This is a genomic window from Massilia litorea (genome assembly GCF_015101885.1).
Taxonomy (GTDB): Bacteria; Pseudomonadota; Gammaproteobacteria; order Burkholderiales; family Burkholderiaceae_D; genus Telluria; species Telluria litorea.
The window spans coordinates 1,516,570-1,541,671 of record NZ_CP062941.1; the positions used below are offsets into that span (position 1 = coordinate 1,516,570).

General features: G+C 63.1%; 18 protein-coding genes. 11 read left to right on the forward strand and 7 right to left on the reverse strand.

All coding sequences use genetic code 11. The features are described 5' to 3' along the window. Positions 1 to 129: 129 nt before the first annotated feature. Positions 130 to 441, reverse strand: a complete 312-nt coding sequence (locus tag LPB04_RS06730) for a hypothetical protein (RefSeq protein WP_193687957.1) — start codon at positions 439 to 441, stop codon at positions 130 to 132. Between the two features lie 98 nt (positions 442 to 539). Continuing rightward, entirely contained in the window at positions 540 to 2,981 is a 2,442-nt protein-coding gene (locus tag LPB04_RS06735) for a TonB-dependent receptor (protein WP_193687958.1), read from the reverse strand. A 280-nt stretch (positions 2,982 to 3,261) separates the two neighbouring features. Here LPB04_RS06735 and LPB04_RS06740 point away from each other — a divergent pair, with 280 nt between their 5' ends. The 5 genes from LPB04_RS06740 (at position 3,262) to LPB04_RS06760 (ending at position 9,891) form a co-directional block, all read left to right on the forward strand. Beyond that, positions 3,262 to 4,272 carry a LacI family DNA-binding transcriptional regulator gene (locus LPB04_RS06740; protein ID WP_193687959.1) on the forward strand — a complete coding sequence of 337 codons (1,011 nt, stop codon included), beginning with the start codon at positions 3,262 to 3,264 and terminating at the stop codon, positions 4,270 to 4,272. 121 nt (positions 4,273 to 4,393) lie between these two features. After that, the gene (locus LPB04_RS06745; RefSeq protein WP_193687960.1) at positions 4,394 to 6,712 is read left to right on the forward strand and encodes a glycoside hydrolase family 65 protein; all 2,319 of its coding nucleotides are present in this window, start codon (positions 4,394 to 4,396) and stop codon (positions 6,710 to 6,712) included. Beyond that, on the forward strand, positions 6,709 to 7,350 hold the full coding sequence (gene pgmB, locus LPB04_RS06750) for a beta-phosphoglucomutase (protein WP_193687961.1): 642 nt from the start codon (positions 6,709 to 6,711) through the stop codon (positions 7,348 to 7,350). The genes LPB04_RS06745 and pgmB overlap by 4 nt, the downstream gene beginning before the upstream one ends. Before the next feature lie 31 nt (positions 7,351 to 7,381). Beyond that, complete coding sequence (locus LPB04_RS06755; protein WP_193687962.1) at positions 7,382 to 8,632, forward strand: MFS transporter; 1,251 nt, start codon at positions 7,382 to 7,384, stop codon at positions 8,630 to 8,632. 53 nt (positions 8,633 to 8,685) lie between these two features. Continuing rightward, complete coding sequence (locus tag LPB04_RS06760; protein WP_227496642.1) at positions 8,686 to 9,891, forward strand: FAD-dependent oxidoreductase; 1,206 nt, start codon at positions 8,686 to 8,688, stop codon at positions 9,889 to 9,891. 36 nt (positions 9,892 to 9,927) lie between these two features. Here the strand turns inward: LPB04_RS06760 and LPB04_RS06765 are convergent, their stop codons facing one another. The 4 genes from LPB04_RS06765 to LPB04_RS06780 all read right to left on the reverse strand — a co-directional run bounded on the left by LPB04_RS06765 (position 9,928) and on the right by LPB04_RS06780 (position 18,684). Further along, on the reverse strand, positions 9,928 to 10,347 hold the full coding sequence (locus LPB04_RS06765; RefSeq protein WP_193687963.1) for a hypothetical protein: 420 nt from the start codon (positions 10,345 to 10,347) through the stop codon (positions 9,928 to 9,930). 202 nt (positions 10,348 to 10,549) lie between these two features. Then, positions 10,550 to 13,837, reverse strand: a complete 3,288-nt coding sequence (gene icmF, locus LPB04_RS06770; RefSeq protein WP_193687964.1) for a fused isobutyryl-CoA mutase/GTPase IcmF — start codon at positions 13,835 to 13,837, stop codon at positions 10,550 to 10,552. Between the two features lie 170 nt (positions 13,838 to 14,007). Beyond that, positions 14,008 to 17,580: an indolepyruvate ferredoxin oxidoreductase family protein gene (locus LPB04_RS06775; RefSeq protein ID WP_193687965.1), complete on the reverse strand. Its 3,573-nt coding sequence runs from the start codon at positions 17,578 to 17,580 to the stop codon at positions 14,008 to 14,010. A gap of 171 nt (positions 17,581 to 17,751) precedes the next feature. Further along, positions 17,752 to 18,684, reverse strand: a complete 933-nt coding sequence (locus tag LPB04_RS06780; RefSeq protein ID WP_193687966.1) for a LysR substrate-binding domain-containing protein — start codon at positions 18,682 to 18,684, stop codon at positions 17,752 to 17,754. Positions 18,685 to 18,807: 123 nt separating this feature from the next. Here LPB04_RS06780 and LPB04_RS06785 point away from each other — a divergent pair, with 123 nt between their 5' ends. Continuing rightward, entirely contained in the window at positions 18,808 to 20,028 is a 1,221-nt protein-coding gene (locus tag LPB04_RS06785; RefSeq protein ID WP_193687967.1) for an HD-GYP domain-containing protein, read from the forward strand. 8 nt (positions 20,029 to 20,036) lie between these two features. On the opposite strand, the gene LPB04_RS06790 is transcribed toward LPB04_RS06785, so the two are convergent. Then, positions 20,037 to 21,077 carry a GGDEF domain-containing protein gene (locus LPB04_RS06790; RefSeq protein ID WP_193687968.1) on the reverse strand — a complete coding sequence of 347 codons (1,041 nt, stop codon included), beginning with the start codon at positions 21,075 to 21,077 and terminating at the stop codon, positions 20,037 to 20,039. Positions 21,078 to 21,430: 353 nt separating this feature from the next. On the opposite strand from LPB04_RS06790, the gene LPB04_RS06795 reads away from it, so the two are divergent. From LPB04_RS06795 to cpaB, 5 genes are all read left to right on the forward strand, one after another. After that, complete coding sequence (locus LPB04_RS06795) at positions 21,431 to 21,616, forward strand: Flp family type IVb pilin (RefSeq protein WP_193687969.1); 186 nt, start codon at positions 21,431 to 21,433, stop codon at positions 21,614 to 21,616. Positions 21,617 to 21,676: 60 nt separating this feature from the next. Continuing rightward, positions 21,677 to 22,207: an A24 family peptidase gene (locus LPB04_RS06800; RefSeq protein WP_193687970.1), complete on the forward strand. Its 531-nt coding sequence runs from the start codon at positions 21,677 to 21,679 to the stop codon at positions 22,205 to 22,207. A gap of 153 nt (positions 22,208 to 22,360) precedes the next feature. Further along, on the forward strand, positions 22,361 to 22,546 hold the full coding sequence (locus LPB04_RS06805; RefSeq protein WP_193687971.1) for a Flp family type IVb pilin: 186 nt from the start codon (positions 22,361 to 22,363) through the stop codon (positions 22,544 to 22,546). A gap of 245 nt (positions 22,547 to 22,791) precedes the next feature. Continuing rightward, positions 22,792 to 24,228 carry an ATP-binding protein gene (locus tag LPB04_RS06810; protein WP_193687972.1) on the forward strand — a complete coding sequence of 479 codons (1,437 nt, stop codon included), beginning with the start codon at positions 22,792 to 22,794 and terminating at the stop codon, positions 24,226 to 24,228. After that, complete coding sequence (gene cpaB / locus LPB04_RS06815) at positions 24,225 to 25,085, forward strand: Flp pilus assembly protein CpaB (RefSeq protein WP_193687973.1); 861 nt, start codon at positions 24,225 to 24,227, stop codon at positions 25,083 to 25,085. The genes LPB04_RS06810 and cpaB overlap by 4 nt, the downstream gene beginning before the upstream one ends. The last annotated feature ends 17 nt before the right edge of the window (positions 25,086 to 25,102 follow it).

Consider the following 25,102-nt stretch of genomic DNA (forward strand, 5'->3'; position numbering starts at 1 on the left):
GTGCTGATGCCGGCCGGGAAACGCCGGACGACAAGTTTCCTAGTCAACAATAATACCTCAAGGAACAGATTAATTACCGCACAATCGGGCAGGCGTTGTAGGCAGACGATTTCTTGTTGGAACTGCCTGTCAATCCTCGTCGGTCTTGCGCAGGCGGCCGAGCAGGGCTTCGACGTTTTCGCTGACGGGCAAGCCGTGGCGGCGCAGCAGCTGGACGTGCAGGACGAGGTTTTCGAGGACCAGCTTGGCGGACACCGCGAGCAGGGTCAGCAGGCGGTCTTCGGTACTGAAATTTTCCATGGCCGCCGCCATCTCGCACAGGTGGTTCGCCACCAGCGCTCGTAAATCGTCTTCCGCAAAGGGCAGATCGGCGAAATCGATCGGGTCTTCCAGCTCGACTTCGCGCATCAGGGCGGCAAGTTCTTCCGGCTTGATCGGCATGCGGGGCTCCGTGGATGGGTGACGCTTCCATTGTAGGCGCCGCGCAAAAAAAAGGGAGCGGCAAGCCGCTCCCAAAGTCTGACGGGAAAGTTATTTAATTAAAAGCGATACAGGAGCGAGGCTTCCACCGCACGGCCGAAGATCGGACGGGCATTGATCGGACCGCTGCTCTGGGCGCCGGTCAGGCGCGAATTGCCTTCGGTGAGGCCCAGCTCGTTGGTGAGGTTGGTGGCCGCGACGCGCACTTCCCAGTTCGCGCCAATGCTGGCCAGCGCGCCGATGTCGAGCGTTTTATAGGACGGCAGGTAGGACAGGTTTGCCTGGTCGGCCCAGCGGTCGCCAACATAGGTGTAGGTACCGTACAACTTGACGGCGTTGTCGCCCAGCGGGATGCGGTAGCTCGGCGAGAAGCGGAACTGCAGGTTCGGCTGGCGCTGCACTTCGTTGCCGGTGATCGCCGGATTGTCGCGGTACTTCGATTTTTGATAATCGCCGGTCAGGGTCAGCTGCAGGTTTTTAACAGGACGCAGCGCCAGCTCGAATTCGACGCCATGGCCGCGCGAACCGCTGACCGAGTTCAGGACCGCATCGGTCGTAATCTGCTGGAACGAAATGCCGGTGAATTCGGTGTAGAACGCGTTGATGTAAGCGCTGTACAGCGAGTTCGCCGTTTTGAAGCCCAGTTCGTACTGCTTCACCTTCGGGTTCGGCACGCCGTTGCGGTCGTTGACGGCCGCCTGGGTGCCGGCATTGCGCAGGTCGTCGAAGTAGATGAAGGTGTGGCCGGTGTTGGCACGGGCGAACACGCTGGCATCCTTGTTCAGCTTGTACAGGCCGCCGACGGTGAAGGAGGTGGCGCTGTCGTCGCGTTCCAGGCGGGTAAAGCTGCCGGTCGGGATCGAGGTGCCGTTGTTGTAGACGGTCAGCGGATTGTTGTCGGTGTCGCCCGCGGCCAGGTTCGAGATCGACCCTTCCAGGCTCTGGCGCTCGCGGCGCAGGCCGGCGTCGACGCGCAGGTTGTCGCTGATCTTCCATTCGTCGGCCAGGAACAGGGCGACGTTGTTGCCCTTGTAGTTGGCGACCGGCGCGTAGAAGACGTTGCCGCTCTTGCCGCCTTGCGAGACGATGGTGCCGTTGGTCAGGCTGGCGTTGATCAGGCGCGCGTTCGGCGTGGCCGTCATCAGGTGGGCGTTACCCAGGTACCACTCGTCGTCCGACTTGTAGTTGGCGTAGTAGCCACCGACGGTGAGCGTATGGCCGGGGAAGACTTCGCGGCTGACACGCAGTTCATCGGTGAACGAGCGCAGCTGCTTTTCGACCGACCACAGGCCGGCCTGCACCACTTGCTGGTTTGGATCGACGGCGCCGCCGCCATTCACATAGGTCATGCTGCCGGAGCTGCTTGCCGCGGTCGGGTTGTACTTGGTGTTGGCGGCGGCCAGGTAGGTGGCCGCCGTCTGCGGGTTGTCGCCGGTGAACATCGAGATCGTGTTCAGGTCGCCGTCGAAATAATTCGCTTTATTCGAAACGTCCCAGCCGTTGATCTTCTGCTCGTAGTCCACGCCCCAGACGGCGGCCTTCATGCCGCGGCCGTCGGCCAGGTCGCGCTCGAGCGTTTTGCCGGGCGCGGCGTCAATCGTGAAGTGACGCATTTCGTTGCTCATCAGGGTGCCGGTGAGCGGATCGAAGCCAGGGAATTCGCTGATGGTGCGGCCGTTGTTGCTCGAAATGAGCGGCACGCCGGTATAAAACGCGTTCTTTTCGTTGGTGGCGCGCACGTAGGCCGTGACTTCACCGCCCTCCAACTTGCGGGTGATGGTCGCGGTCAGCTGGCCACCGTCGTCCGCCTTGAACTGCGGATCGCGCACGCCGTGGCCCTGGCGGTAGAAGCCGCCCACGGTGCCGTACCAGCCGTCGGCGAGCTTGCCGCCAACAAAAACGTCGCCGCGGCGCAGGTTGCCGGTGCCGGTGGTCAGGCGGATCGTGCGCTCAGGCACGTCATCACCCTTTTTCAGGATGAAGTTCATCGTCGCGCCAGGCTGGCCGACCGAATAGATCGTGCTCGGGCCGCCGCGCAGCACTTCCACGCGCTCGATCGTGTCGTCGAGGCGGAAGGCCGAGGTGCCCTCGAAGAAGGACAGCACCGGCACCGGATAGATAGGATTGCCGTTCAGCTGGACCGAGACGAAGGGCGAGTCCGAACCCGACGGGAAGCCGCGCACTTCGACGTTGGCGCCCGACTGGCCGCCGGTCGCTTCTGCGTACACGCCCGGCACCAGTTTCAACACGTCGGCGGTGCTGCTTGGCGAAGCCGCTTTCAGCTGCTCTTCATTGGCGGTGGTGATGGAGAAGGAGGTGTCGATCCTGCGGGTGCCGGAAGCCGAGGCGGTACCGGTGACGACGACTTGCTGGATTTCCTGGGTGACTGCGGCATTGCTGCCTTCTTGAGGCGTAGCCTGGCCGGCGGCCTGGGCCTGGCTAACCAGGGTCAGCACGGCCAGTGCGACCGTGGACAGCACGAACTGCTTCGATTGGTTCATGTAATTGCTCTCTTTTTTATGGTTCAAAATCCGTCTCCTGGACATGCGGGCCCTGGCGGGCCGTTGAACGCCTACTGTCGCAGTGCATGTACTACTTCGTCGTCTTGCTCGTATTTGGTGCATTGGCGGGCTTGAATGGTGCACGCCTGTCAATGTGTGTCATTGAAACAAGGAATGATATCGATGTCAATAAAATTGTTATCGATGTCATTTGTGATTCCACCGTCATTTAAATCTGTCATAATTTGACGCAGAGTTGTTTCCTTCACCCAAGTAGCCCATGGCGACCAACAAAAATATCAAGCGCAGCAGCGAAGCCGGCATGACGATGGAAGACCTGGCCGCGCTGGCCGGCGTGTCCACGATCACCGTGTCGCGCGCGCTGCGCAACAGCCCGCTCGTGACCGAGAAGACGCGCGATAAAGTGCGCCGCATCGCCGAAGAGCAGGGCTACCGCCTGAACATCAGCGCCCGCAACCTGCGCATGGGCCGCAGCAATTCGGTGGCCGTGGTGGTGGAAATGACGCCCATTAAAGGGCGGCCGATGTCGGATCCGTATCCGCTGGCCCTGCTCGGCGGAATTACCGAAGAACTGACAAGTGCCGGCTACACCGTTGTATTAACGTCACGCCAGCTGCTCGACAGCGCTCCGGTGCGCGGCGCCGACGGCATGATCCTGCTGGGCCAGGGTTCGCATGGCGAAGCGGTCAAGGTCTTGCAAAAGGTGGGCCTGCCGCTGATCGTCTGGGGTGCGCCGGAAGCGTCCGATTCGTATGTGGTGGTCGGCAGCGACAACCACGCCGGTGGCGCCAGCGCCGCGGCGCGCTTCATCGAGCAGCGCCGCCGCAAGCTGGTCTTTCTCGGCGACGTAGACCACGCCGAAGTGCAGAGCCGCTGCGCCGGCTTCATCGAGGCCATGCGCGGCCACGGCATCGTCCACATCGTGCGCCCGAAAGCATTCACCTTCGAGGCCGGTTTCGACAGCATGACGGCGCTGCTCAAGAAGAAGGGAGAGCACGCCGTCGACGGCGTGTTCGCGGCCAGCGATTTGCTGGCGATGGGCGCGATCCGGGCGCTGGCTGAACACGGCTTGCGCGTGCCCGACGAGGTGTCGGTGATCGGCTACGACGATACGCCGGGCGCGGCCAGTTTCGTGCCGCCGCTGACCAGCGTGCACCAGGATTTGCGCGATGGCGGCGTTTTACTTGGACGCAAGATGCTGGCGCTGCTGAACGACGAGCCGGTCGCCTCCGAGACGCTTCCGACCAGGCTGATCGTGCGCCAGACCTGAGTTTTATCCGCTTCAACCCTTTATCCCGGTGTCCGCCCGAGCGGACGCCTGATTTGTTTCGACTTCGATCCACCGTACTCCGTTTTGAGGACTCGCCGTGCAGCCATCCGACAGCCCAACCATGACCCTTCCGCTCGATCCGTGGAGCATCCGCGAGACCGGTTTCGATACCAGTACCCACTTCCTGCGCGAGACCCTGTTCGCGCTCGGTAACGGCTACATCGGCCTGCGCGGTACCGGCGAAGAGGGCTATACCGGCCCGGCCGGCACCTCGCTCGACGGCACCTACCTGAACGGCTTTTACGAGTCCGAGCCGATTGTCTATCCGGAGGCGGCCTTTGCGCTGGCCAAGACAAACCAGTTCATGCTCAACGTGCCGAACGCGAAGGGCGTCGAGATCGAGATCGACGGCGCACGTTTTAATCCATTGACCGGCACCCTCGGGCGCTACGAGCGTGTGCTCGACTTGCGCAGCGGCGTGCTGGTGCGCTCGCTCGAATGGACCGCACCGAACGGCAAGCGCATCGCGCTGCGCAGTCGGCGCGTGGTGTCGTTCGCAAATAAGCACCTGTTCGCGATCGAGGTCGAACTGACGCCGCTGAATTTCTCGGGCACGGTCATGATTAAATCCTTCCTCGATGGCGCCGTGAAAAACCAGGAAGCGGGCGACGATCCGCGCGTCGGCTCGGCGGTGTCGGGCCCGGCCCTGAAAACGGTCTCGGTCGAACAGGTTGATGCCTTCTCGGCCCTCGTGCAGCGCACCCACAACAGCGGTTTCAGTTTGGTGAGCGCGATCCAGACCGTCGTCGAGGGTATCGCGGCGAGCGCCTGGCAGGAAGGCCAGCGCGCCGGCCAGAGCTTCGCCTGCGACGCCGTCGAGGGACAAACCCTGCGCCTGACGAAATACGGCAGCTACCACTCCTCGCGCGACTATCCGGAAGGAGAATTGCTGGCTCGTGCCCGTGAGACGCTCGCGGCCGCCCAGGCAGCCGGCTTCGAAGCGCTGTGCGCCTCGCAGGCGGCCTTCCTGGCCGACTTCTGGGCCAGTGCCGACGTCGAGATTGCCGGCGACGACGCGCTCCAGCAGGGTATTCGCTTCAATGAATACCACCTGCTGCAATCGGTGGGACGCGACGGCCGCACCAACATCGCGGCGAAAGGCGTGACCGGAGAGGGATATGAGGGCCACTATTTCTGGGACACCGAAATCTACATCTTCCCGTTCTTCCTGTATTCGAAGCCGGAGATCGCGCGCAAGTTACTTGAATATCGCTACGCCGGCCTGGAGCAGGCACGCGAGCGCGCGCGCCAGATGGCGCATGCGAAGGGAGCGCTGTACCCGTGGCGCACCATCGCCGGCGGCGAGTGCTCGGCATACTTCCCGGCCGGGACCGCGCAGTACCACATCAACGCCGACATCGCGTATTCCATCAAATCGTATTACGAAGCGACCGGCGACCTCGATTACATGGCGCAGGCGGGCCTCGAGATCGTGCTGGAGACGGCGCGCATCTGGATCGGCATCGGCAGCGATGACCGCGAAGGGCGCTTCTGCATCAACGAAGTGACCGGGCCCGACGAATACACGGCGCTGGTGAACAACAATTACTACACCAACGCGATGGCGCGCATGCACCTGCGCTTCGCCGCCGACATGGCCGACCAGCTGGCAAGCGAGCGCGCGCACGACTTCGCGCGCGTCGCCGCCGCGACCGGCGTGACGGACGAAGAAGTCGCCGTCTGGCGCGACGCCGCCGCGCGCATGCACCTTCCCTATGACGGCAAGCTCGGCATCCACGAGCAGGACGACAGCTTCCTGTCGAAAAAAGTGTGGGACTTCGCGAACACGCCGAAAGAGAACTACCCGCTGCTGCTGAACTACCACCCGATGGTGATCTACCGCCACCAGGTCTGCAAGCAGGCCGACGTGGTGCTGGCGCTGATGCTGCTGTCGAACGAGTTCACGCTGGAAGACAAGCGGCGCGACTTCGATTACTACGAAGCCGTCACGACCCACGATTCTTCTCTCTCGTCCTGCATCTTCAGCATCATCGCCTCCGAGGTCGGCTACCACGACAAGGCCTACGACTACTTCATGGAGACGGCGCGCCTTGACCTGGACGACACCCACGGCAATACCCATTACGGGGTGCACACGGCGGCAATGGCCGGCACCTGGATGGGCGTGGCCTATGGTTTCGCCGGCATGCGCGTCTCCGATGGCGCGCTGCGCTTCGCCCCGACCCTGCCGAAGCAGTGGCAGCACTACCAGTTCAAGATCCAGTTGCGCGGCGCCCAGCTGCAGGTGCGCGTCGATGCCGGCGCGGTCGAGTACACGCTGCTGGCGGGCGATACGCTGGACTTCAGTCACCTCGGACAAGAGGTGCAACTCACCCGCGCGGCGCCGAACGCCCGCATCCCGATGGAGGCACAGGCATGAGTCACTTCAAGGCAGTCATTTTCGATCTCGACGGCGTCATCACCGACACCGCCCATTACCACTACCTGGCCTGGAAGGCGCTGGCTGAATCGGAGGGCGTGCATTTCGATCACGCGTTCAATGAAAATTTAAAAGGCGTGGACCGCATGGGGTCCCTGAACCTGATTCTCGCGGGTTCGCCGAAGACGTACACGATGGAGGAAAAACTGGCGCTGGCCGAGCGCAAGAACAATCAGTACGTGGAACTGATCGCGACCATGAGCGCGGCGGACCTGCTGCCGGGCGCCATTGACGCCCTCGCTGCGGTGCGCGCTGCCGGCCTGAAAATCGGCCTGGCCTCGGTCAGCAAGAACGCGTTCACGGTGCTCGATCGCCTCGGCATCCGCGACCGCTTCGATTACGTGGTCGACGCCGCTCGCATCGCCAACAGCAAGCCGCATCCGGAGATTTTCCTGAATGCCGCCGCCGCACTGGGCGTGGCGCCCGGGGACTGCCTGGGCGTGGAAGACGCGGTGGCGGGAGTCGCCTCGATCAAGTCGGCGGGCATGTACGCGCTCGGCATCGGCAGTCCCGCCGTGCTGACCCAGGCCGACCGGGTGATCCCGAGCCTGAGCGAATTCCGCCTGAACGACTACTGACACGCGCATCACTATAAAAAACGGAGACAGCGTGAAAAACCAGCGCATTTTATTGGCCTTGTTCCTGATTTACTTCGTGTTCGCGATCCTGCTCAACAGCGTGGGCACGGTGATCCTGCAGGTCATCAACAACTACGACGTGAGCAAATCCGGCGCCAGCATCCTGGAGGCTTTCAAGGACCTGCCGATCGCCGCGGTGTCCTTCCTGGTCGCGTCGTTTTTGCCGCGCCTGGGCTACAAGAATGCGATGCTGGTCGCGCTGGCCATCGTCACCGCGGCCTGCGTGGCGATGCCGCTGTTGCCGAGTTTTGCGACGGCCAAGCTGCTGTTCCTGTGCGTGGGCGTGGCGTTTGCACTAGTCAAGGTGTCGGTGTATTCGACGCTGGGGCTGATCGCGACCGACCGCCGCCACCACGCCAGCATCATGAATACGCTGGAGGGCGTGTTCATGGTCGGCGTCTTGAGCGCCTACTGGGTGTTCGCCCATTTCATTGATTCGGCCAATCCGAAGTCGCAGAGCTGGCTGCAGGTGTACTGGGTGCTGGGCGGACTGTGCGCGTTCACGTTCGTCCTGCTGCTCTCCACGCGCTTCGACGAGAGCGAGGCCCAGCTGCCGGCCGGGCGCAGCCGCTGGGAAGATTTCACGGCGATGTTCAAGCTGTTTACGAAACCCCTGGTGTGCGTGTTCGTGCTCACCGCTTTCCTGTACGTGCTGATCGAGCAGAGCGTCGGCACCTGGCTGCCGACGTTTAATAACGAAATCCTGAAACTGCCGGCGGCGATGAGCGTGCAGGTGGCCAGCATCTTCGCGGCCTGCCTCGCGATCGGGCGCCTGTCGGCCGGCGTCGTGATGCGCAAGGTGCACTGGTACACGGTAATGAACGGCTGCGTGATCGGCATGGCGGCGATGGTGCTGCTGGCCCTGCCGCTGACGCGCGAACTCGCCATCGACGCGAATGTGACGTGGGCGAATGCGCCGCTGGCGACCTTCCTGTTCCCGCTGATCGGCCTGTTCATGGCGCCGATCTACCCGGGCATCAATTCGGTCATGCTCAGTTCCCTGCCGAAGAACCAGCATTCGGCCATGACCGGTTTGTTGGTGATCTTCTCGGCGTTGGGCGGCACCACGGGCTCGTTCATTACCGGCTACGTGTTCGGCAATTTCAGCGGCCACTTCGCGTTTTATCTGACGCTGGTGCCGATTACGCTGGTGTTGATTACGCTGTTCTTCTTCCGCCGCCAGGTGGAGCGTAGCGGGGAAGCCGTGGCGCAGCCGGCCTGACAGGGGTTGTGCGGCGCCACCGACCCAGGGACGCCGACCTCGTCTAGAATGGCATGATGATGCCAAATAGCAATCTTCTCAGTATTGGAATCGTCGGCGCCGGCACGGCCGGCCTGGCGAGCGCCATTGCCCTGGCCCGTCTCGGGCACGCGGTGACGGTCTTCGAGAAGCACCCATCCCTCAGTCCGCTCGGCGCGGGCCTGCTGATCCAGCCGCAAGGCGTCGCCGCCCTCGATGCGCTGGGTGTCGGCGCTGCCTTCCACGCGGCCAGCGTGCCGGTGACGCGCCTGCTCGGCACCTGCCACCGCAACTGGACCCTGGTCGACATCCCCTATGACGAACACGAAGCGCGCGGCGTGAGCCGGGCGGCGCTGGCGCAGGTGCTGCTCGAGGCCGCGCTGGCGCTGGGGGTGCGTATCCGCTATGGCTGTCCGGTCGAGACGGTCACGGTCGAGGGCGAGCGGGCGACCGTGCATGCCCCATGCGCTGCCGGCTTCGACCTGGTCGTGATGGCCGATGGCGCGGCATCCACCTTGCCGGCGCAGGTCGGGCTGTCGGTGGCCTCCACGGTCTATCAATGGGGGGCATTGTGGGCGATGTTCGATGTCGCCGACTGGGACGGGCAGGCCCTGCTCGAGCAGCGCTACGAGACCACGCGCAAGATGTTCGGCCTGATGCCGACGGCGCGCGTGGACGGCAAGTTGCGCCTGTCGATGTTCTGGAGTTTACCGTGCGCCGACTATGCCGCGTGGCAGGCGCGTCCGATCGAGGAGTGGAAGGACGAATTGCGCGCCCTCTGGCCGCAGGCGGCGCCCGTCATCGATCAGATCGAACGCCATGACCAGTTCGCGCTCGCCACCTACCGCCATGCGCGCGCCCGGCGGCTGGCGGGCGGTCCCGTCTGCGTGATCGGCGACGCCGCGCATTCGATGAGTCCCCAGCTTGGCCTGGGCAGCACGCTGGCGGTGCAGGATGCGCTGGCGCTGGCGAACGCCGTCCGCCTGCACGGTGCGGCCGCCGGCGCGGCAGCCTATTCGAAGGCGCGGCTGTGCGCCGTGCGCAACTACCAGATGCTGAGCAAGGCGTTGACGCCTTGTTTCCAGGCCGACGGCAACGGCTTGTGGCGCGACCTGATGTTCGCCGCCGGCCTGAAGCTGCCCGGCGTCCAGCGCCTGATGTACCGCAGCATCGCCGCACCGGCGCGGGCAGTCAAAAAACAAATCCCTCCGGACGCCGTGGAGGCGTTGCGGAGGGATTGAGCGCGCCGGCCGCCGGCGCGGCCCTCGCGGTTCCGATCAGATCTCGGCCAGCAGCTGGTTCCGCTTCGAGCCGTATTCGGCGTCGCTGACGAGCCCCTGGCGCTTGAGTTCCTCCAGTTGCTTCAGGCGCTCCTGCAGGGAGGGGCCGCCGCTTGCCGCACGCTGCGGTGTCCTTTCGGTAGGCGTGGCCAGGGACGCCGACCCGCAAGCGGCATTGATGTCGTTCATCAGCGCGACTTCGTCGAAAACGGTCACGCCTTTCTGGTCGCGCGTGAGGTTGGCATAGGTCCGTCCCAGGTTCAACGTGGTCATGCGCAGCCCGGCATTGGTCGGATCCGCCGTCAGCTTGGCAAGGCTGTTGTCGTAAGCTTCCTTCGCGCTCTTCCGCATCGTGGATTTACCCACGGCGGCGAGCACCATCACCACGGCTACGCCGATTAAGATTACCCAAAACATAGATTCCCCTTTGACTGTGGCAGCAGTTTCACTGCAGAACTTTGCAGGATGATACGCTTTTTTTCCTTGAGGAATCTATCGAAAATTCACAAGCGGTGCACCGGGATGCTGCGTTTCAGGATGGAGACGTGAGGACGAGGGCGCGTCCCGCGAACGGGGATGCGCCGGCTGGCGCACGAACGGCGCCAGCCGAGGATGCTGCTTACATATTGCGGCGGTACTGCCCACCCACCTCGAACAGGGCCGTGGTGATCTGGCCCAGCGAGCAGACGCGCACAGCGTCCATCAGCTTCTCGAAGACGTTTTCGTTGTCGATCGCCGCCTGCTGCAATGCGGCCAGTGCGGCCGGGGCCTCGCTGGCGTGCTGCTGATGGAAGGCTTCCAGGCGCGTCAGCTGCGACTGCTTTTCATCGTCGGTCGAACGGGCCAGTTCGATCGTGGCCGGGGCTTCCGCGCCTTTCGGGTTGCGGAAGGTGTTGACGCCGATGATGGGCAGCGAGCCGTCGTGCTTCTTGTGCTCGTACAGCATCGACTCTTCCTGGATCTTGCCGCGCTGGTAGCCGGTTTCCATCGCGCCCAGCACGCCGCCGCGCTCGGCGATGCGCTCGAATTCCTGCAGCACGGCTTCTTCGACCATGTCGGTCAGTTCGTCCATGATGAACGAGCCCTGGTTCGGGTTCTCGTTCTTGGCCAGGCCCCATTCGCGGTTGATGATCAGCTGGATCGCCAGTGCGCGCCGCACGGATTCGTCGGTCGGCGTGGTGATCGCTTCGTCATACGCATTGGTGTGCAGCGAGTTGCAGTTGTCGTAGATCGCGATCAGCGCCTGCAGCGTGGTACGGATGTCGTTGAAATCGATTTCCTGCGCGTGCAGCGAGCGGCCCGAGGTCTGGATGTGGTATTTCAGCTTCTGCGAACGGTCGTTGGCGCCGTACTTGTCGCGCATGGCGACGGCCCAGATGCGGCGTGCGACGCGGCCCAGCACCGTGTATTCCGGGTCCATGCCGTTCGAGAAGAAGAACGACAGGTTGGGCGCGAAATCGTCGATGTGCATGCCGCGCGCCAGGTAGGCTTCGACAAACGTAAAACCGTTCGACAGCGTAAACGCCAGCTGCGAGATCGGGTTCGCGCCCGCCTCGGCGATGTGGTAGCCCGAGATCGACACCGAATAAAAATTGCGGACCTGGTGATGGACGAAATACTCCTGGATGTCGCCCATGACTTTCAAGGAAAACTCGGTCGAGAAGATGCAGGTATTCTGGCCCTGGTCTTCCTTCAGGATGTCGGCCTGCACCGTGCCGCGCACGTTGGCGAGCACCCATTCCTTGATTTTTGCCGCTTCGTCGGCGGTCGGCTGGCGATGGTTGTCGGCCACGAATTTGTCGATCTGCTGGTCGATCGCGGTGTTCATGAACATCGCCAGGATGGTCGGCGCCGGGCCGTTGATCGTCATCGAGACGGACGTGCTCGGGCTGCACAAATCAAAGCCGTCGTACAGCACCTTCATGTCGTCCAGGGTGGCGATCGAGACGCCCGAGTTGCCGACTTTGCCGTAGATGTCCGGACGCAGGGCCGGGTCGGCGCCGTACAGGGTGACGGAATCGAAGGCGGTCGACAGGCGCTTCGCATCCATGCCGGTCGAGACCAGTTTAAAACGTTTATTGGTGCGGAAGGCATCGCCTTCGCCGGCGAACATGCGGGTCGGATCCTCTCCTTCGCGTTTGAAGGCGAATACGCCGGCAGTGAACGGGAAGGAGCCCGGCACGTTTTCCAGCATCAGGAAGCGCAGCACTTCGCCGTGGTCCTCGAACTTCGGCAGCGCGACCTTGCGGATGCTGGTGCCGGACAGGGTTTTCTGCACCAGGGTCGTGCGGATTTCCTTGTCGCGGATTTTGACGACGTAATCGTCGCCGGCGTAAGCGGCCTGCATGTCGGGCCACATCGCCAGCAGTTTCTTGGCGCCGGCGTCCATCGCATTGTCACGCTCGGTGATCAGGTCGTCGAGGACCACTTCGCGATTCGCCGCGGCCAGCATGCGCTTGGTTTCACTGAGTTGCTGGCGCTCGCGCGCGAGTTTCACCTGTTTCGCGGTGTTGTTGTGATAGCCGCGCACGGTGTCGGCGATCTCGGCGAGGTAGCGTGCACGGGCCGGCGGGACGATCACGTTCTTGCCGCTCGAGTGTTTCTGCGATGGGACGGCCAGTTTCGACGGCTCGATGTGCAGGCCCAGTTCCGCTAGCTTCGGCAGCAGGCCGTGGTAGAGGGCGGTGACGCCGTCGTCATTGAAACGCGAGGCTTGCGTGCCGAACACCGGCATCTGGTCCGGGCTCTGGCTCCACAGTTCGCGATTTCTCTGGTACTGCTTGGCCACGTCGCGCAGCGCGTCCTGCGCGCCCTTGCGGTCGAACTTGTTGATCGCAATGAAATCGGCGAAATCGAGCATGTCGATTTTTTCCAGCTGCGAGGCGGCGCCGAATTCCGGGGTCATCACGTACATCGAGGCGTCGACGTGCGGCACGATGGCCGCATCGCCCTGGCCGATGCCCGAAGTCTCGACGATCACGAGATCAAAACCGGCGACTTTGCAGGCCGCGATCACGTCCGGCAGTGCATGCGAAATCTCGGAGCCGGCTTCACGCGTTGCGAGCGAGCGCATGAAGACGCGGGATTGGCCGTTCCACGGATTGATCGCGTTCATGCGGATCCGGTCGCCGAGCAGGGCGCCGCCCGACTTGCGGCGCGACGGATCGATCGAAATGACCGCGATGTTCAGGCGGTCGTTCTGGTCGAGGCGGATGCGGCGAATGAGTTCGTCGGTGAGCGAGGATTTGCCCGCGCCGCCGGTGCCGGTGATGCCGAGCGCCGGGACTTTCACGAGGTCGGCCGCTTCCACGATCTGCTTGCGCAGTTCCGGGTCGACTTTGCCGTTTTCCAGCGCGGTGATCAGCTGGGCCAGCGGGCGGTGACGCTCGGCGATGTCGCCCGATTGCAGCGGGGCGAGGGCGGTCGGCGCGTACGGGGTCAGGTCGATGTCGCAGGCTTCGATCATCGAGCGGATCATGCCGACTAAACCCATGCGCTGGCCGTCTTCCGGACTGAAGATGCGGGTGACGCCATAGGCGTGCAGTTCTTCGATTTCGGACGGGACGATCACGCCGCCGCCGCCGCCGAAGACTTTAATGTGCGCGCCGCCGCGCTGGCGCAGCAGGTCGATCATGTATTTAAAATATTCGACGTGGCCGCCCTGGTAGCTGGAAATGGCGATGCCTTGCACGTCTTCGGCCAGGGCCGCGGTGACGACGTCGTCGACCGAGCGGTTGTGGCCGAGGTGGATGACTTCGACGCCGTTCGACTGCAGGATGCGGCGCATGATGTTAATCGAGGCATCGTGGCCGTCGAACAGCGACGCGGCGGTGACGAAGCGGACCTTGTTGGCGAGCTTCGGCTGCTCCGGCAGCTCGAGCTTGGCGGCGGTGGTGATGTCGTTCATGGGGTTCCTTCTGGAAGTCGGACGCGGACAGGTTCGATTTGTACGGTATATGACGTTAACGTTAACGTCAAGTTTGGGATGCAGGATGATCGACGGATGAGACCGCGTGGGCACAAGTGCCCACCCTAGGGAGGGTGGACTCCCGCGTCCACGCGGTACAACGCCAGAAATTAAGCTGCGCGCTTCTTGATGTTGCCGCTGAGCAGCTCCGCCTTGCGGGCACGGAAAGCTTCGACCGCCTTTTCCTTCACGTGACCAAAGCCGCGGATCTGTTCCGGCAGGTTCGCCAGCTCGACGGCGGTGGCATACGAGGCGCCGTTCAGGGACGGCAGCAGCATGTCGATCATCTGGCGATACTCGACAATCAGCGCGCGCTCCATCTTGCGCTCGGCGGTGTGGCCGAACACGTCGAAGGCGCCGCCGCGCAGGCCTTTCAGTTTAGCCAGCACTTTGAACGCGCCCAGCATCCAGGAGCCGAATTCCTTTTTGACCAGCTGGCCCTTGGCATCCTTCTTCGCGAACAGCGGCGGCGCCAGATTGAACTTGAATTTAAAATCGCCTTCGAACTGCGATTTCACCTGCTCGAGGAAGCGGCCGTCGGTGTACAGGCGCGCCACTTCGTATTCGTCTTTATACGCCATCAGCTTGAAGTAGTACTTCGCCACCGCCATCGACAGTTTATTCCCGAGACCCGCTGCCGTTTCGGCCGCGCGCACGCGCTCCACCAGCTCGGCATACAGGCCGGCATAGGCCGCGTCCTGGTAGCCGGTCAGGAACGCGACACGCTTCTTGATGACCGTATCGAGGCTTTGCGGCATCTGCACCAGCACGGCCTGGGCCGGCGTTGCCACCTTTTCGACGCGCTTGAAATCGACTGCGGCGCGACGGCCCCAGAGGAAGCTCTTTTTATTCGAGGCCACGGCGACACCATTCAGTTCGATCGCCCGCATCAGCGATGCTTCGGTCAGCGGGATGCGCCCTTTCTGCCAGGCGTAACCCATCAGGAACAGGTTCGTTGCGATCGAGTCGCCCATCAGCGCAGTCGCTAATTTGGTGGCGTCGACGAAATCGGCGCCGGACGCGCCGCCGACCGCTTCCACGATCAGGCCGCGCACGTCGTCGGCCGGGAACTGCCAGTCGGCGTTCTGGGCAAAGGTGCCGGTTGGCTGCTCGTGCAGGTTGACGATGGCCAGCGTGCGCCCCGGACGCATTTTAGAAATGGCGTCGGCGGCGCCGGTGGTCAGCATGTCGCAGCCGAGCACGAGGTCCGCTTCGCCGGTGGCGATGCGCTGGGCGCGCAGGCGCTCCGGCGTCGCTGCGATTTTCACGTGCGAGGTGACGGAGCCGTTCTTCTGGCTCATGCCGGTCATGTCCAGCACCGAAGCACCCTTGGCTTCCAGGTGCGCGGCCATGCCCATCAGCGCGCCGACGGTGATGACGCCGGTGCCGCCGATGCCGTTGATCAGGATGTTGTACGGATGCTCGACCGACGGCAGCATCGGCTCGGGCAGTACACCCCAGCCGTCGTCACCGGCGTCTTTCGACATACCCGCCTTGCTCTTTTTGAGCGTGCCGCCTTCGACCGTGACAAAACTCGGGCAGAAGCCTTTGGTGCAGGAATAGTCCTTGTTGCAGGACGACTGGTCGATGGTGCGCTTGCGGCCGAAATCGGTCTCTTTCGGCAGGATCGAGACGCAGTTCGACTGGATGCCGCAGTCGCCGCAGCCTTCGCAGACGGCTTCGTTGATGACCATGCGCTTGGGCAGGTCGGGGAATTCGCCCTTCTTGCGGCGGCGGCGCTTCTCGGCCGCGCAGGTCTGGTCGTAGATGATGACCGACACGCCCGGCAGCTCGCGCAGTTCGCGCTGGATGTCGTCCATCTCCTTGCGGTCGTGCAGGGTCACCAGCGCCGGCAGCGAAGAGCGGTCCGCGTAGCGCGACAAATCTTCGGTGACGAGGGCGATGCGTTTGACGCCCTCGGCCGCCATCTGCTGGGCGATCATCGGCACCGAGGTCTGGCCGTCGACCGGCTGGCCGCCGGTCATCGCGACCGCGTCGTTGTACAGGATTTTATAAGTGATGTTCACCTTGGCCGACACGGCGGCGCGCACGGCGAGATAGCCCGAGTGGAAGTACGTCCCGTCGCCCAGGTTCTGGAACACGTGCGGCACTTTCGAGAACGCGGCCTGCCCGATCCAGGGCGCGCCTTCGCCGCCCATGTGGGTGGTCAGCTTGTTCATCTCCGGGTAGATGGACGTTGCCATCACGTGGCAGCCGATGCCGGCCAATGCGAAGGAGCCGTCCGGCACTTTCGTGGACGTGTTGTGCGGGCAGCCGGAGCAATAAAAGGCTGGGCGGAAGGGCGTGGTGATCGCCTTTTGCAGCACGGTGTCCTTGGCATCGAGGAAGGCGAGACGGGCCTTGATCAGGTCACGCGTGGCCTCGTCCGTAACGAGGCGTGCGATGCGGCCGGCGATCACGCGCGCGACCTGGGCAACTGAAAAATCGGCCTTCGGCGGCAGCAGCCAGTCGCCGCGCGGCGCAACCCATTCTCCCTTGTCGTCGAACTTGCCGATGATGTGAGGACGGACGTCGTCGCGCCAGTTGTACAGCTGTTCCTTTAACTGGTATTCGACGACTTGCCGCTTTTCCTCGACCACCAGGATTTCGTCCAGGCCCTGCGCGAATTCGCGCACGCCTTCCGGTTCCAGCGGCCAGATCATCGCGACCTTGAACAGGCGCAGGCCGACCTTGGCCGCCATCGCCTCATCGATGCCGAGTTCTTCCAGCGCTTCCAGAACGTCGAGATAGGATTTGCCCGAGGCGATGATGCCGAGCTTCGCGTTCGGGCTGTCGATCGTCTTGTGATTCAGCTTGTTTTCGCGCGCATAGGCCAGGGCCGCGTAGATCTTATAGTCCTGCATCAGCGCTTCCTGGTTGCGCGCCTGCTGGCCCAGCGGGACCGAAGACAATGTCGTATTCAGGCCACCTTCCGGCATCGCGAAATCCTGCGGTAGTTTGACCTGCACGCGGTGCGGATTGGCGTCGACCGAGGCGCTCGATTCGACCGTGTCGGCCAGCGCTTTGAAAGCCACGGCGCAGCCCGAGAAGCGCGACATCGCCCAGCCGTGCACGCCGAGGTCCAGGTATTCCTGCACATTGCAGGGGTACAGGACCGGGATCATGCAGGCCGAGAAGATGTGGTCCGACTGGTGCGGCAGGGTCGACGAATAGGCGCCGTGGTCGTCGCCGGCGACGAGCAGCACGCCGCCATGCTTTGCGGTACCGGCATGGTTCATGTGTTTGAAGACGTCGCCGCAGCGGTCCACGCCGGGGCCCTTGCCGTACCACATGGCGAACACGCCGTCGTATTTCGTCGGGCCGATCAGGTCCACCGTTTGCGTGCCCCAGACGGCGGTCGCCGCGAGGTCTTCGTTCACGCCCGGCACGAACTGGACGTGGCTCGCCTCCAGGTGGTTTTTTGCTTTCCACAGGGTCTCGTCGAGGCCGCCCAGCGGCGAACCGCGGTAGCCGGACACGAAACCGGCGGTGTTCAGGCCGGCCGCGCCGTCGCGCTCGCGCTGCATCATCGGCAGGCGTACCAGGGCCTGGATGCCCGACAGGAAGATGTTGCCTGACTTCGCAGTGTATTTGTCGTCGAGGGTGACCGCAGTTAAAGCTGAGTTATTGAGGCGGGACGGGACAGCATCCTGCGCGGCTTGTGGCGCGACGGTATCGGGCATGACGGACTCCATGGGTATGCGAGGGATCCTGCCGCGTCGGTCACGCCGGGTAGGCGCGGGGTGACGGCAGGGTGGTGTCGCGGTGGGCGACGGGCGCGTGGAGTGTATGGCCTTCCCGCTAACAGGGGAAATAGGGATTGCGGATAGGGGTATAAGAAAAAATGATGGCAGTTATTCACGCAAACGCGCGCCGGGCCAGGCGCCATTGGCACACAGCATTTCGGTCACCTGGCGCACCAGGCGGCTGATCGCGGCAGCCGCATTCGTCAGCGGAATATTGCGCGAGGCGCACAGGGTGACGCTGCGGCGGATCGGCGGATTCTCGATCGGGGTCGCGGCCAGCAAGCCGCTGTCGATTTCAGCGCGCAGCGGCGCCAGCGGCAGCAAGGTCGCACCCATGTCGGCCAGCAGGGCGGATTTCAGGATCGCGATCGAGTTGATTTCGATCAGCTTGGTGAGCGCCAGCCCCGCACCCGCCGCGGCTGCCTCGATCAAGGGGCGTACGCCGTGCTGCTGGGCGGGCAGGATCAGTGTGTTGGACAATGCCGCGGCCAGCGCGATCGATGCCGAGCGCGGCTTTGACAGGGAATCGGTGCGGCAGATATACATCAGGTCTTCCTCGACCAGGGGTGTCGCCTCGAAGCCGCCGAGCTGACCATCGTCGAACAGGACGGCCAGGTTCAATCTCCCCGATTTCAGCTGTTCGATCAGGTTGCCCGAGATTTCCTCGGTCAGTTGCAGCGTGATTTCCGGGTAGGTGGTGCGCGCGGCCGTCAGCAGGGGTAAGGCCAAGGCCCCGGAGATGCTGTGCGGCAGCCCGAGTGTGACGCTGCCCGAGGGGCGGGTGGTCGACTGGGTGACGGCCGAGCGCGCGTCGGCCACCTGCTTCAGGATGGCTTGCGCATGTTCGTAAAAGACCTTGCCCGCATCGGTGCTGAGGACGCCGTGGGCGGAGCGGTGCAGTAACTGGGCGCCGAGTTCTTCCTCGAGCTGGCGCAGCTGCTGGGTCAGCGCCGGCTGCGCCACATGCAGCACCAGCGCAGCGCGCGACAGGGACCCGTGATCGACGATGGCAACGAAATAACGGAGTTGTCTTAATTCCATCGAGAACTAGTTTGTGCCTAGCTGCAACACATTAGTGGTAAAAAATTTATTCAAAGAAACGAAGTTGATATACTGCATAGCCCCGTCATGCTGGCGGAGATTAACATACGGTCGGACCCTTGCATGCTTAAAAAAATCGATTCCTCCCAGCTTCGCGTGGGCATGGCTATCCACGACCTCGACTGCGGCTGGATGGAACACCCGTTCGTCCGCGCCAGGTTCGTTCTCAGCAGCGACGACGAGATCCGCAAGATCACCCGTGCCGGCATCCGCAACGTCATTATCGACTGTTTGAAAGGTGTCGACGTCGAGGCGGCCCCGACACTGGCCGAAGCGCAGGCGAAGACTGAAGCGGAAGTGACGGCCATTGCCAGCAAGCCCGTGAAACCGGTCCGTACCAGCCTCGGCGACGAGATGCAGCGCGCGGTCGGCATCCGTCGCCAGGCGGTCAACCTGGTGCGCACGGTGATGCAGGACGCGCGCCTCGGTAAAGCGGTCGAGATGGAGAATGTCTCGCCGGTCGTGACCAACATCACCGAATCGATCCTGCGCAATTCCGGCGCCTTGCTCAGCCTGATGCGTATCAAGACCAAGGATGACTACACCTTCCTGCACTCGGTCAGCGTGTGCACGCTGCTGGTCGCGTTCTGCCGTTCGCGTGGCATGGACGAGGAAACGATCTACCAGGCCGGCATCGGCGGGCTCCTGCACGATACCGGCAAGGCGCTGGTGCCGGATAGTATCCTGAACAAGCCGGGGCGCCTGACCGACGAAGAATTCGCGATCATCAAGAAGCACCCGCGAGACGGCTACGACCTGCTGCGCCAGACGCCGGAAATCGGCGCGATCCCGCTCGATATCACCTTGCACCACCACGAGCGGCACGATGGCAGCGGTTATCCGGAAATGCAAAACGCATCCGAGATTTCCGAGCTGGCACAAATGGCGGCGATCGTCGACGTCTACGATGCGATCACCTCGGACCGCAGCTACCACAAGGGCATGTCGGCGGCCGACGCGCTGCGCAAGATCTACGAGTGGAGCAAATTCCACTTCAATCCGGCGCTGGCCCAGGAGTTCATGCGCTGCGTCGGCATTTATCCGGTCGGCACCATGGTGATGCTCGAATCGGGGCGCCTGGGCGTGGTGGTCGAGCCGCACGAGAGCAACTTGCTCACGCCCAAGGTCAACGTGTTCTTCAACACCAAGAGCCAGACCTATATTCGTCCGGAGCTGCTCGACCTGTCGCGCGCGCTGGGCTTTGGCGGCGGCGACAAGATCGTGCGTCACGAGTCGCCCGACAAGTGGCGCGTCGACCCAAATAAATTCTTGCTGGTTGCCTGAAATAAGGCCTAGAAAAATTCGGCGGTTTCGTTCGAGGTCACCGTCTGCAACAGCCCGCGCTCGACCAGCTCGTTGTAATGGCAGACCTGGTTGCGGCCGTGGGTCTTGGCGTAGTACAGCGCCTGGTCGGCGTGACCGAGCGTCACCACCGGCGAATCGTAGGGGCTGATGCTGACGAAGCCGACGCTCACCGTCACCTTTCCCACCTGCGGAAACTGGTAGTTTTCGACATTGCCGCGGAAGCGGTCGATGATGCGGCGCGCATTCTCGAGCGTCGTCGAGCGCAGCAGGACCACGAACTCCTCGCCGCCAAAACGAAACACCCGGTCCTGGGCGCGGAACGATGCCTGCAGCTGATTCGCGATCAGGATCAGCACTTCGTCGCCGTACAGGTGGCCGAAGGTGTCGTTCACCATCTTGAAATGGTCGACGTCGACCACCGCCAGCCAGCCCGTCTTCTCGCCCTGATTGCAGCGCCGTTCGGGCTGGCCCGCTAGCGGCGGCTCCGGCTCGGCCGGGCATTGCAGCATGCGTGCGAGCTGGTCTTCGAAGGTTTTGCGATTGAGCAGGCCGGTAAGCGAATCGCGTTCGCTGTAGTCGAGCAGATTCTGGAAATTCCGGTAGACGCCGACGATGCCGGCGACCATGTGGATGGTGGTGGCAGGGAAGGGCGCTGCGCGCACGATTTCGATGCAGGTCGTGGCCTTGTCGCCGAACCAGATCGGCAGCCACAAGCTACGGGTGCCGTCAGGACCGCATGTTTCAGTGCTGGTGTCGTGGCGCGCCAGGCAGGCGGCCAGTTCAGGATAGGCTTCGAGTGGCTCGCCGGGCGTGCCGCCGTCGTGCAGGTCCTCGACGCGGGCGGCACCGCCGGTGCTGATGCTGGCGCGGACACGTACATGCTGGCGCCCACCGAACGTGGAGATGGACAACACCCGCGTCTGTGCGGCGGCGGCCAGTTCCTGCACTGCCGCCACCACCGAGATGTCGAGCATCGCATGGTCGCGGTGGCCGGTCATGTCCACCATGTGTTTCAGAAGGGAATCCATGTCATTCTCAGAAATGTAATCAACCCACCACTGCCTCTCTTCGACCAGCGCCGACCGCTAAAATTTCCGAAGAGCAAGCGAAACAGCATAATCCTTTTTTGTTATCAGAGCAATATTCGGCCTGCTAATTCGGTGGTTTCCATGACACAGACAGTCCCATTCGATCCGCATCAATGTTCTCCAAGAGAAAGTAATTCCTTATGGAAAGCTTGCTAACAGTCAACTTGCCGTGAGGCATCATATTTTATAGTGAACTCACTGCAGCGGAAACGACGAAGCGCAGTTAGCGGAGTCAACGGAGGTTCTCCAGCCGTTGCAGGGTTGTTCTTATAAACCACCATATGGAGTTTGTCATGAAAACGATCTTTACCGCTGTGCAAGCTTTCATCGCTGACGAAGACGGCGTCACTGCCATCGAGTATGGTCTGATCGCTGCGCTGGTCGGTGTCGCCGTGGCGGGTACCGCAAAGCTGCTCGGCACCGAGATCAAGACGACGTTCACCAACGTGATTAACGCCCTGAAAGGTACCACTACCTAATTACTCAAGTTTGCCCTCCGGATCTCGGTCCGGAGGGCTTTTTTTTTGGGGAATTCGATCATGCCCATTCCTACCTGGCTCGACCTGTTGCTGGTCATTCTCGTTGTCAGCGCGGCCATCACCGACCTCGCGATACGCAAAATCCCGAATTTATTTCTGTTACTTGCCTGGTGCGCGGTGGTCGGTCTGCACCTCGCCGACACTGCTCCCGTCGTCGCCCTCGGCCATGCCCTCGGTGGCGCTCTCATTGGGTTTGCTTTCTTCCTGCCCCTGTATGTCGTACGGGGCATGGCAGCTGGCGATGTCAAGCTGATGGCGACCGTCGGCCTGTTCCTCGGGCCCTCGAACACCGCACAGGCCTGCATCCTGACCTGGTGCGTGGGCGGGGTGATGGCACTGCTGATGATTCTCTTTACGCGCCGCTGGTCCGATGCCTATGCCAATTTGCGCAGCCTGCTCCTGCCGATGCTGCGTATCGGCCCCAGCGTACAGGCAGCCTCGCTGGCGCGTCCCAGCGTTGGTTCGATGCCCTATGGGTTCGCAATCGCCGTCACCACGCTCTGGCTGCTGGCACAACGGCATTTTACCTAAGGTAAGTAAGACTTTGCTTATGGTCAACTTTCCTTGCGGCATCATATTTTATAGTGGACATACTGCAGCGAGAACGGCAAATCATCGTTGGCAGAGTCAAGGAAGTCTCCTGCTGTTGCAGGGCTGTTTTATCAACCAACCTAGGGAGTTTTCATGAAAACGATGCTTAACAGTGTGCAAGCATTCATTGCCGACGAAAGCGGCGTGACTGCCATTGAGTACGGTTTGATTGCTGCCCTGGTCGGGGTCGCAGTGGCCGGGACCGCCAAGTTGCTGGGCGATGAAATCAAAACCACATTCAATAACATTGTGACGAGTCTGAAATTGGCGTTGACGTAAGCACGCAGGTTTGCCCTCCAGAGCGGCTCCGGAGGGCTTTTTTCAGAAGCGAGCTCGCCCGAACCAGCGTTGAATCCGTGCCTGATGGATTCGCAAGTTCAACGGCCACTTTATGGTGATGCGCACAACCTCATCTTCCGCGACGGTAACCCCTTGCTGCGCCTCAATGGCTTGGGAGAACCGGTCGCTAGAATGAAATCCATATTCCTAGGGAATGTTCTCTAGCGAATGCAAGGAGAAATACCATGAGTGAAACGCTGTCTTTCGCAGCGTCTGCGGGGGCGTTCGGCACGGCGCCGAGCGCGTCCACGATGCCGCCGGGCGAACTCGATGTCGCTGCGATCTTGCCGCGCCAGCCGAGGTCGGTCAGCGACACCGGACTCGACCTGCGCCTGGTATCGAGCCTGGTGCTCAAAACCTTGCATACCACCGGGCGCGCGCCGCTGCCGCTACTGTCCGGAAAGCTTCGCCTGTCCATCAGTGTGTTGCGTGAAGCGCTGGGGGCCCTGACGGTCGAGCAGCAGGTCGAAGTGGCCTGGTCGGGTGATTCCGACATCGACGTCCAATATCAACTGACGCCGATCGGCCAGCGTGCCGCGCTCGCCTGCCTCGCCGAGTGCGGCTATGTCGGGCCGGCACCGGTCACGCTCGATGCCTATCGCGCGATGGTCGAGCGCCAGTCCCTGCGGCGGCCGGCGCTGCGCCATCCGGAACGGCAGGGCGGACGCCCGTCGGCCCCGACTTGCGGGCCTGCCCCGGCCGCCCTGGCTGCCATGCTGGCCGACGATGGACTGGATCGGGCCCAACGCGAGCTGCTCGGTGCGGCCTTGCATGCGCAACGGCCGCTCTTGCTGCATGGCCCGACCGGCTCCGGCAAGACGACACTGGCGCGCAAGCTGGCGCGCCTGCTGCCGGGCACGGTGGCGGTGCCGTACGCGCTCCTGGTCGAGGATCGCATTGTCCCGTTCCACGATCCGCTGCGCCATCCGGCACCGCTGCCGCTGGGACGCCAGCAGGAAGAACGGCGCAGCTGCGATGCGCGCTGGGCGATCTGCCAGCGCCCGCTCGTGCATGTCGGAGCCGAACTCGATGCGTCCATGCTCACGCTGCACGCCGACCCCGACAGCGGAATGCATCACGCTCCGCTCCAGCTACAGGCCAACAATGGCATCCTCGTACTCGACGATCTCGGACTCGCACCTGCGCCGCCGAGCGAACTGCTCGCGGCCTGGCTCGGAGTGCTCGACGGCGGCCCGACACGCCTCGCCGCGGGCGGACATGGCGAGACGGTGCCCTTCGACGCGATGCTGGTGCTCGTCACCAACCAGGCGCCGGGCAGCGTGTTCGATCCCGCTTTCCTGCGCCGCATCGCTTACCGGATCGAGCTCGGGCCGCTGGCCGAAGCGGCCTATCGCGCCATGTTGCGCCGTGCCAGCCGGCTACACGGACTGGACTGCGACGAGACCGTGATCGATCACCTGGTCACGCGCCTGCACCGCGCCGGCAACATACCGCTGCTGGCCTGCTATCCACACGAGCTGCTCGGCCGTGTGTTTGATTTCGCCGGCTTTGCCGGTACCGAACCCCGCCTGACGATCGCTGCCCTGGAGCAGGCGTGGAGCAGCATGTGCACCAGCGGCAGCGCCCCGGCCTCGTGCCACGTCGCAGGAATCGAACCATGAAAAACAAGCGCGCCCTTGTCGTGATGGCCATTGCCGTCCTGTTCGGCCTGACGGCCGTGATCCTCGCTTCGCGCTGGTTGCTGTTGCAGCCGACTGCCAGCGCCGGACATATCGTGGTCGCCGCCACCGACATCAACCTCGGCCAGCGCCTGACGCCCGAGATGCTCAAGCTGGCCGAGTGGCCCGCCGACAGCATGCCCAAGGGCGCCTTTACCGATCCGGCCAAGCTGGCGGGCCGGGTACTGAAAAGCAGTGTGCTGGGCGGCGAACCGGTCAGCGAAGCGAAACTGGCGCCGGCCGGCACGCTCGGCGGCCTGTCGGCCCTGATCACCGAAGGCAAGCGCGCGATCACCGTGCGCGTCAACGACGTCATCGGCGTGGCCGGCTTTGCGCTGCCGGGCAATTATGTCGACATCATCGTCAGCACCGCGAAGGATCCGGGCCCCGAGACGAATGCGCGCGAACAAAGCATTTCGAAGATCGTGCTCGAGCGCATCCTGGTGCTGGCGGTGGCACAGGAAGTCAACCGCGATGAGACCAAGCCACGCGTGGTCAATGCCGTCACGCTCGAGGTCACGCCGGAACAGGCCGAGAAACTCGACCTGGCGCGCAGTGTCGGCACGCTCTCGCTGGCGCTGCGCAACCAGGTCGATCCGCAATCGGCCCAGACCGAGGGCGCCACCAAACTGACCTTGTTGCCGCTCGCGGCCCCCGTTGAAAAACCAGCGTCGCCCAAGCCGGCAGTCGCGCCGCGCCGTCCCGAGAAGGCCGTCGTCTACCGCGTCGCCACGCCCCTGGTCCGGCGCAATTGCGTCACCGTCATCAACGGCCTGCATTCCTCGCAAGAGTGCCTCTGATCCCCTTACCGTGTCAG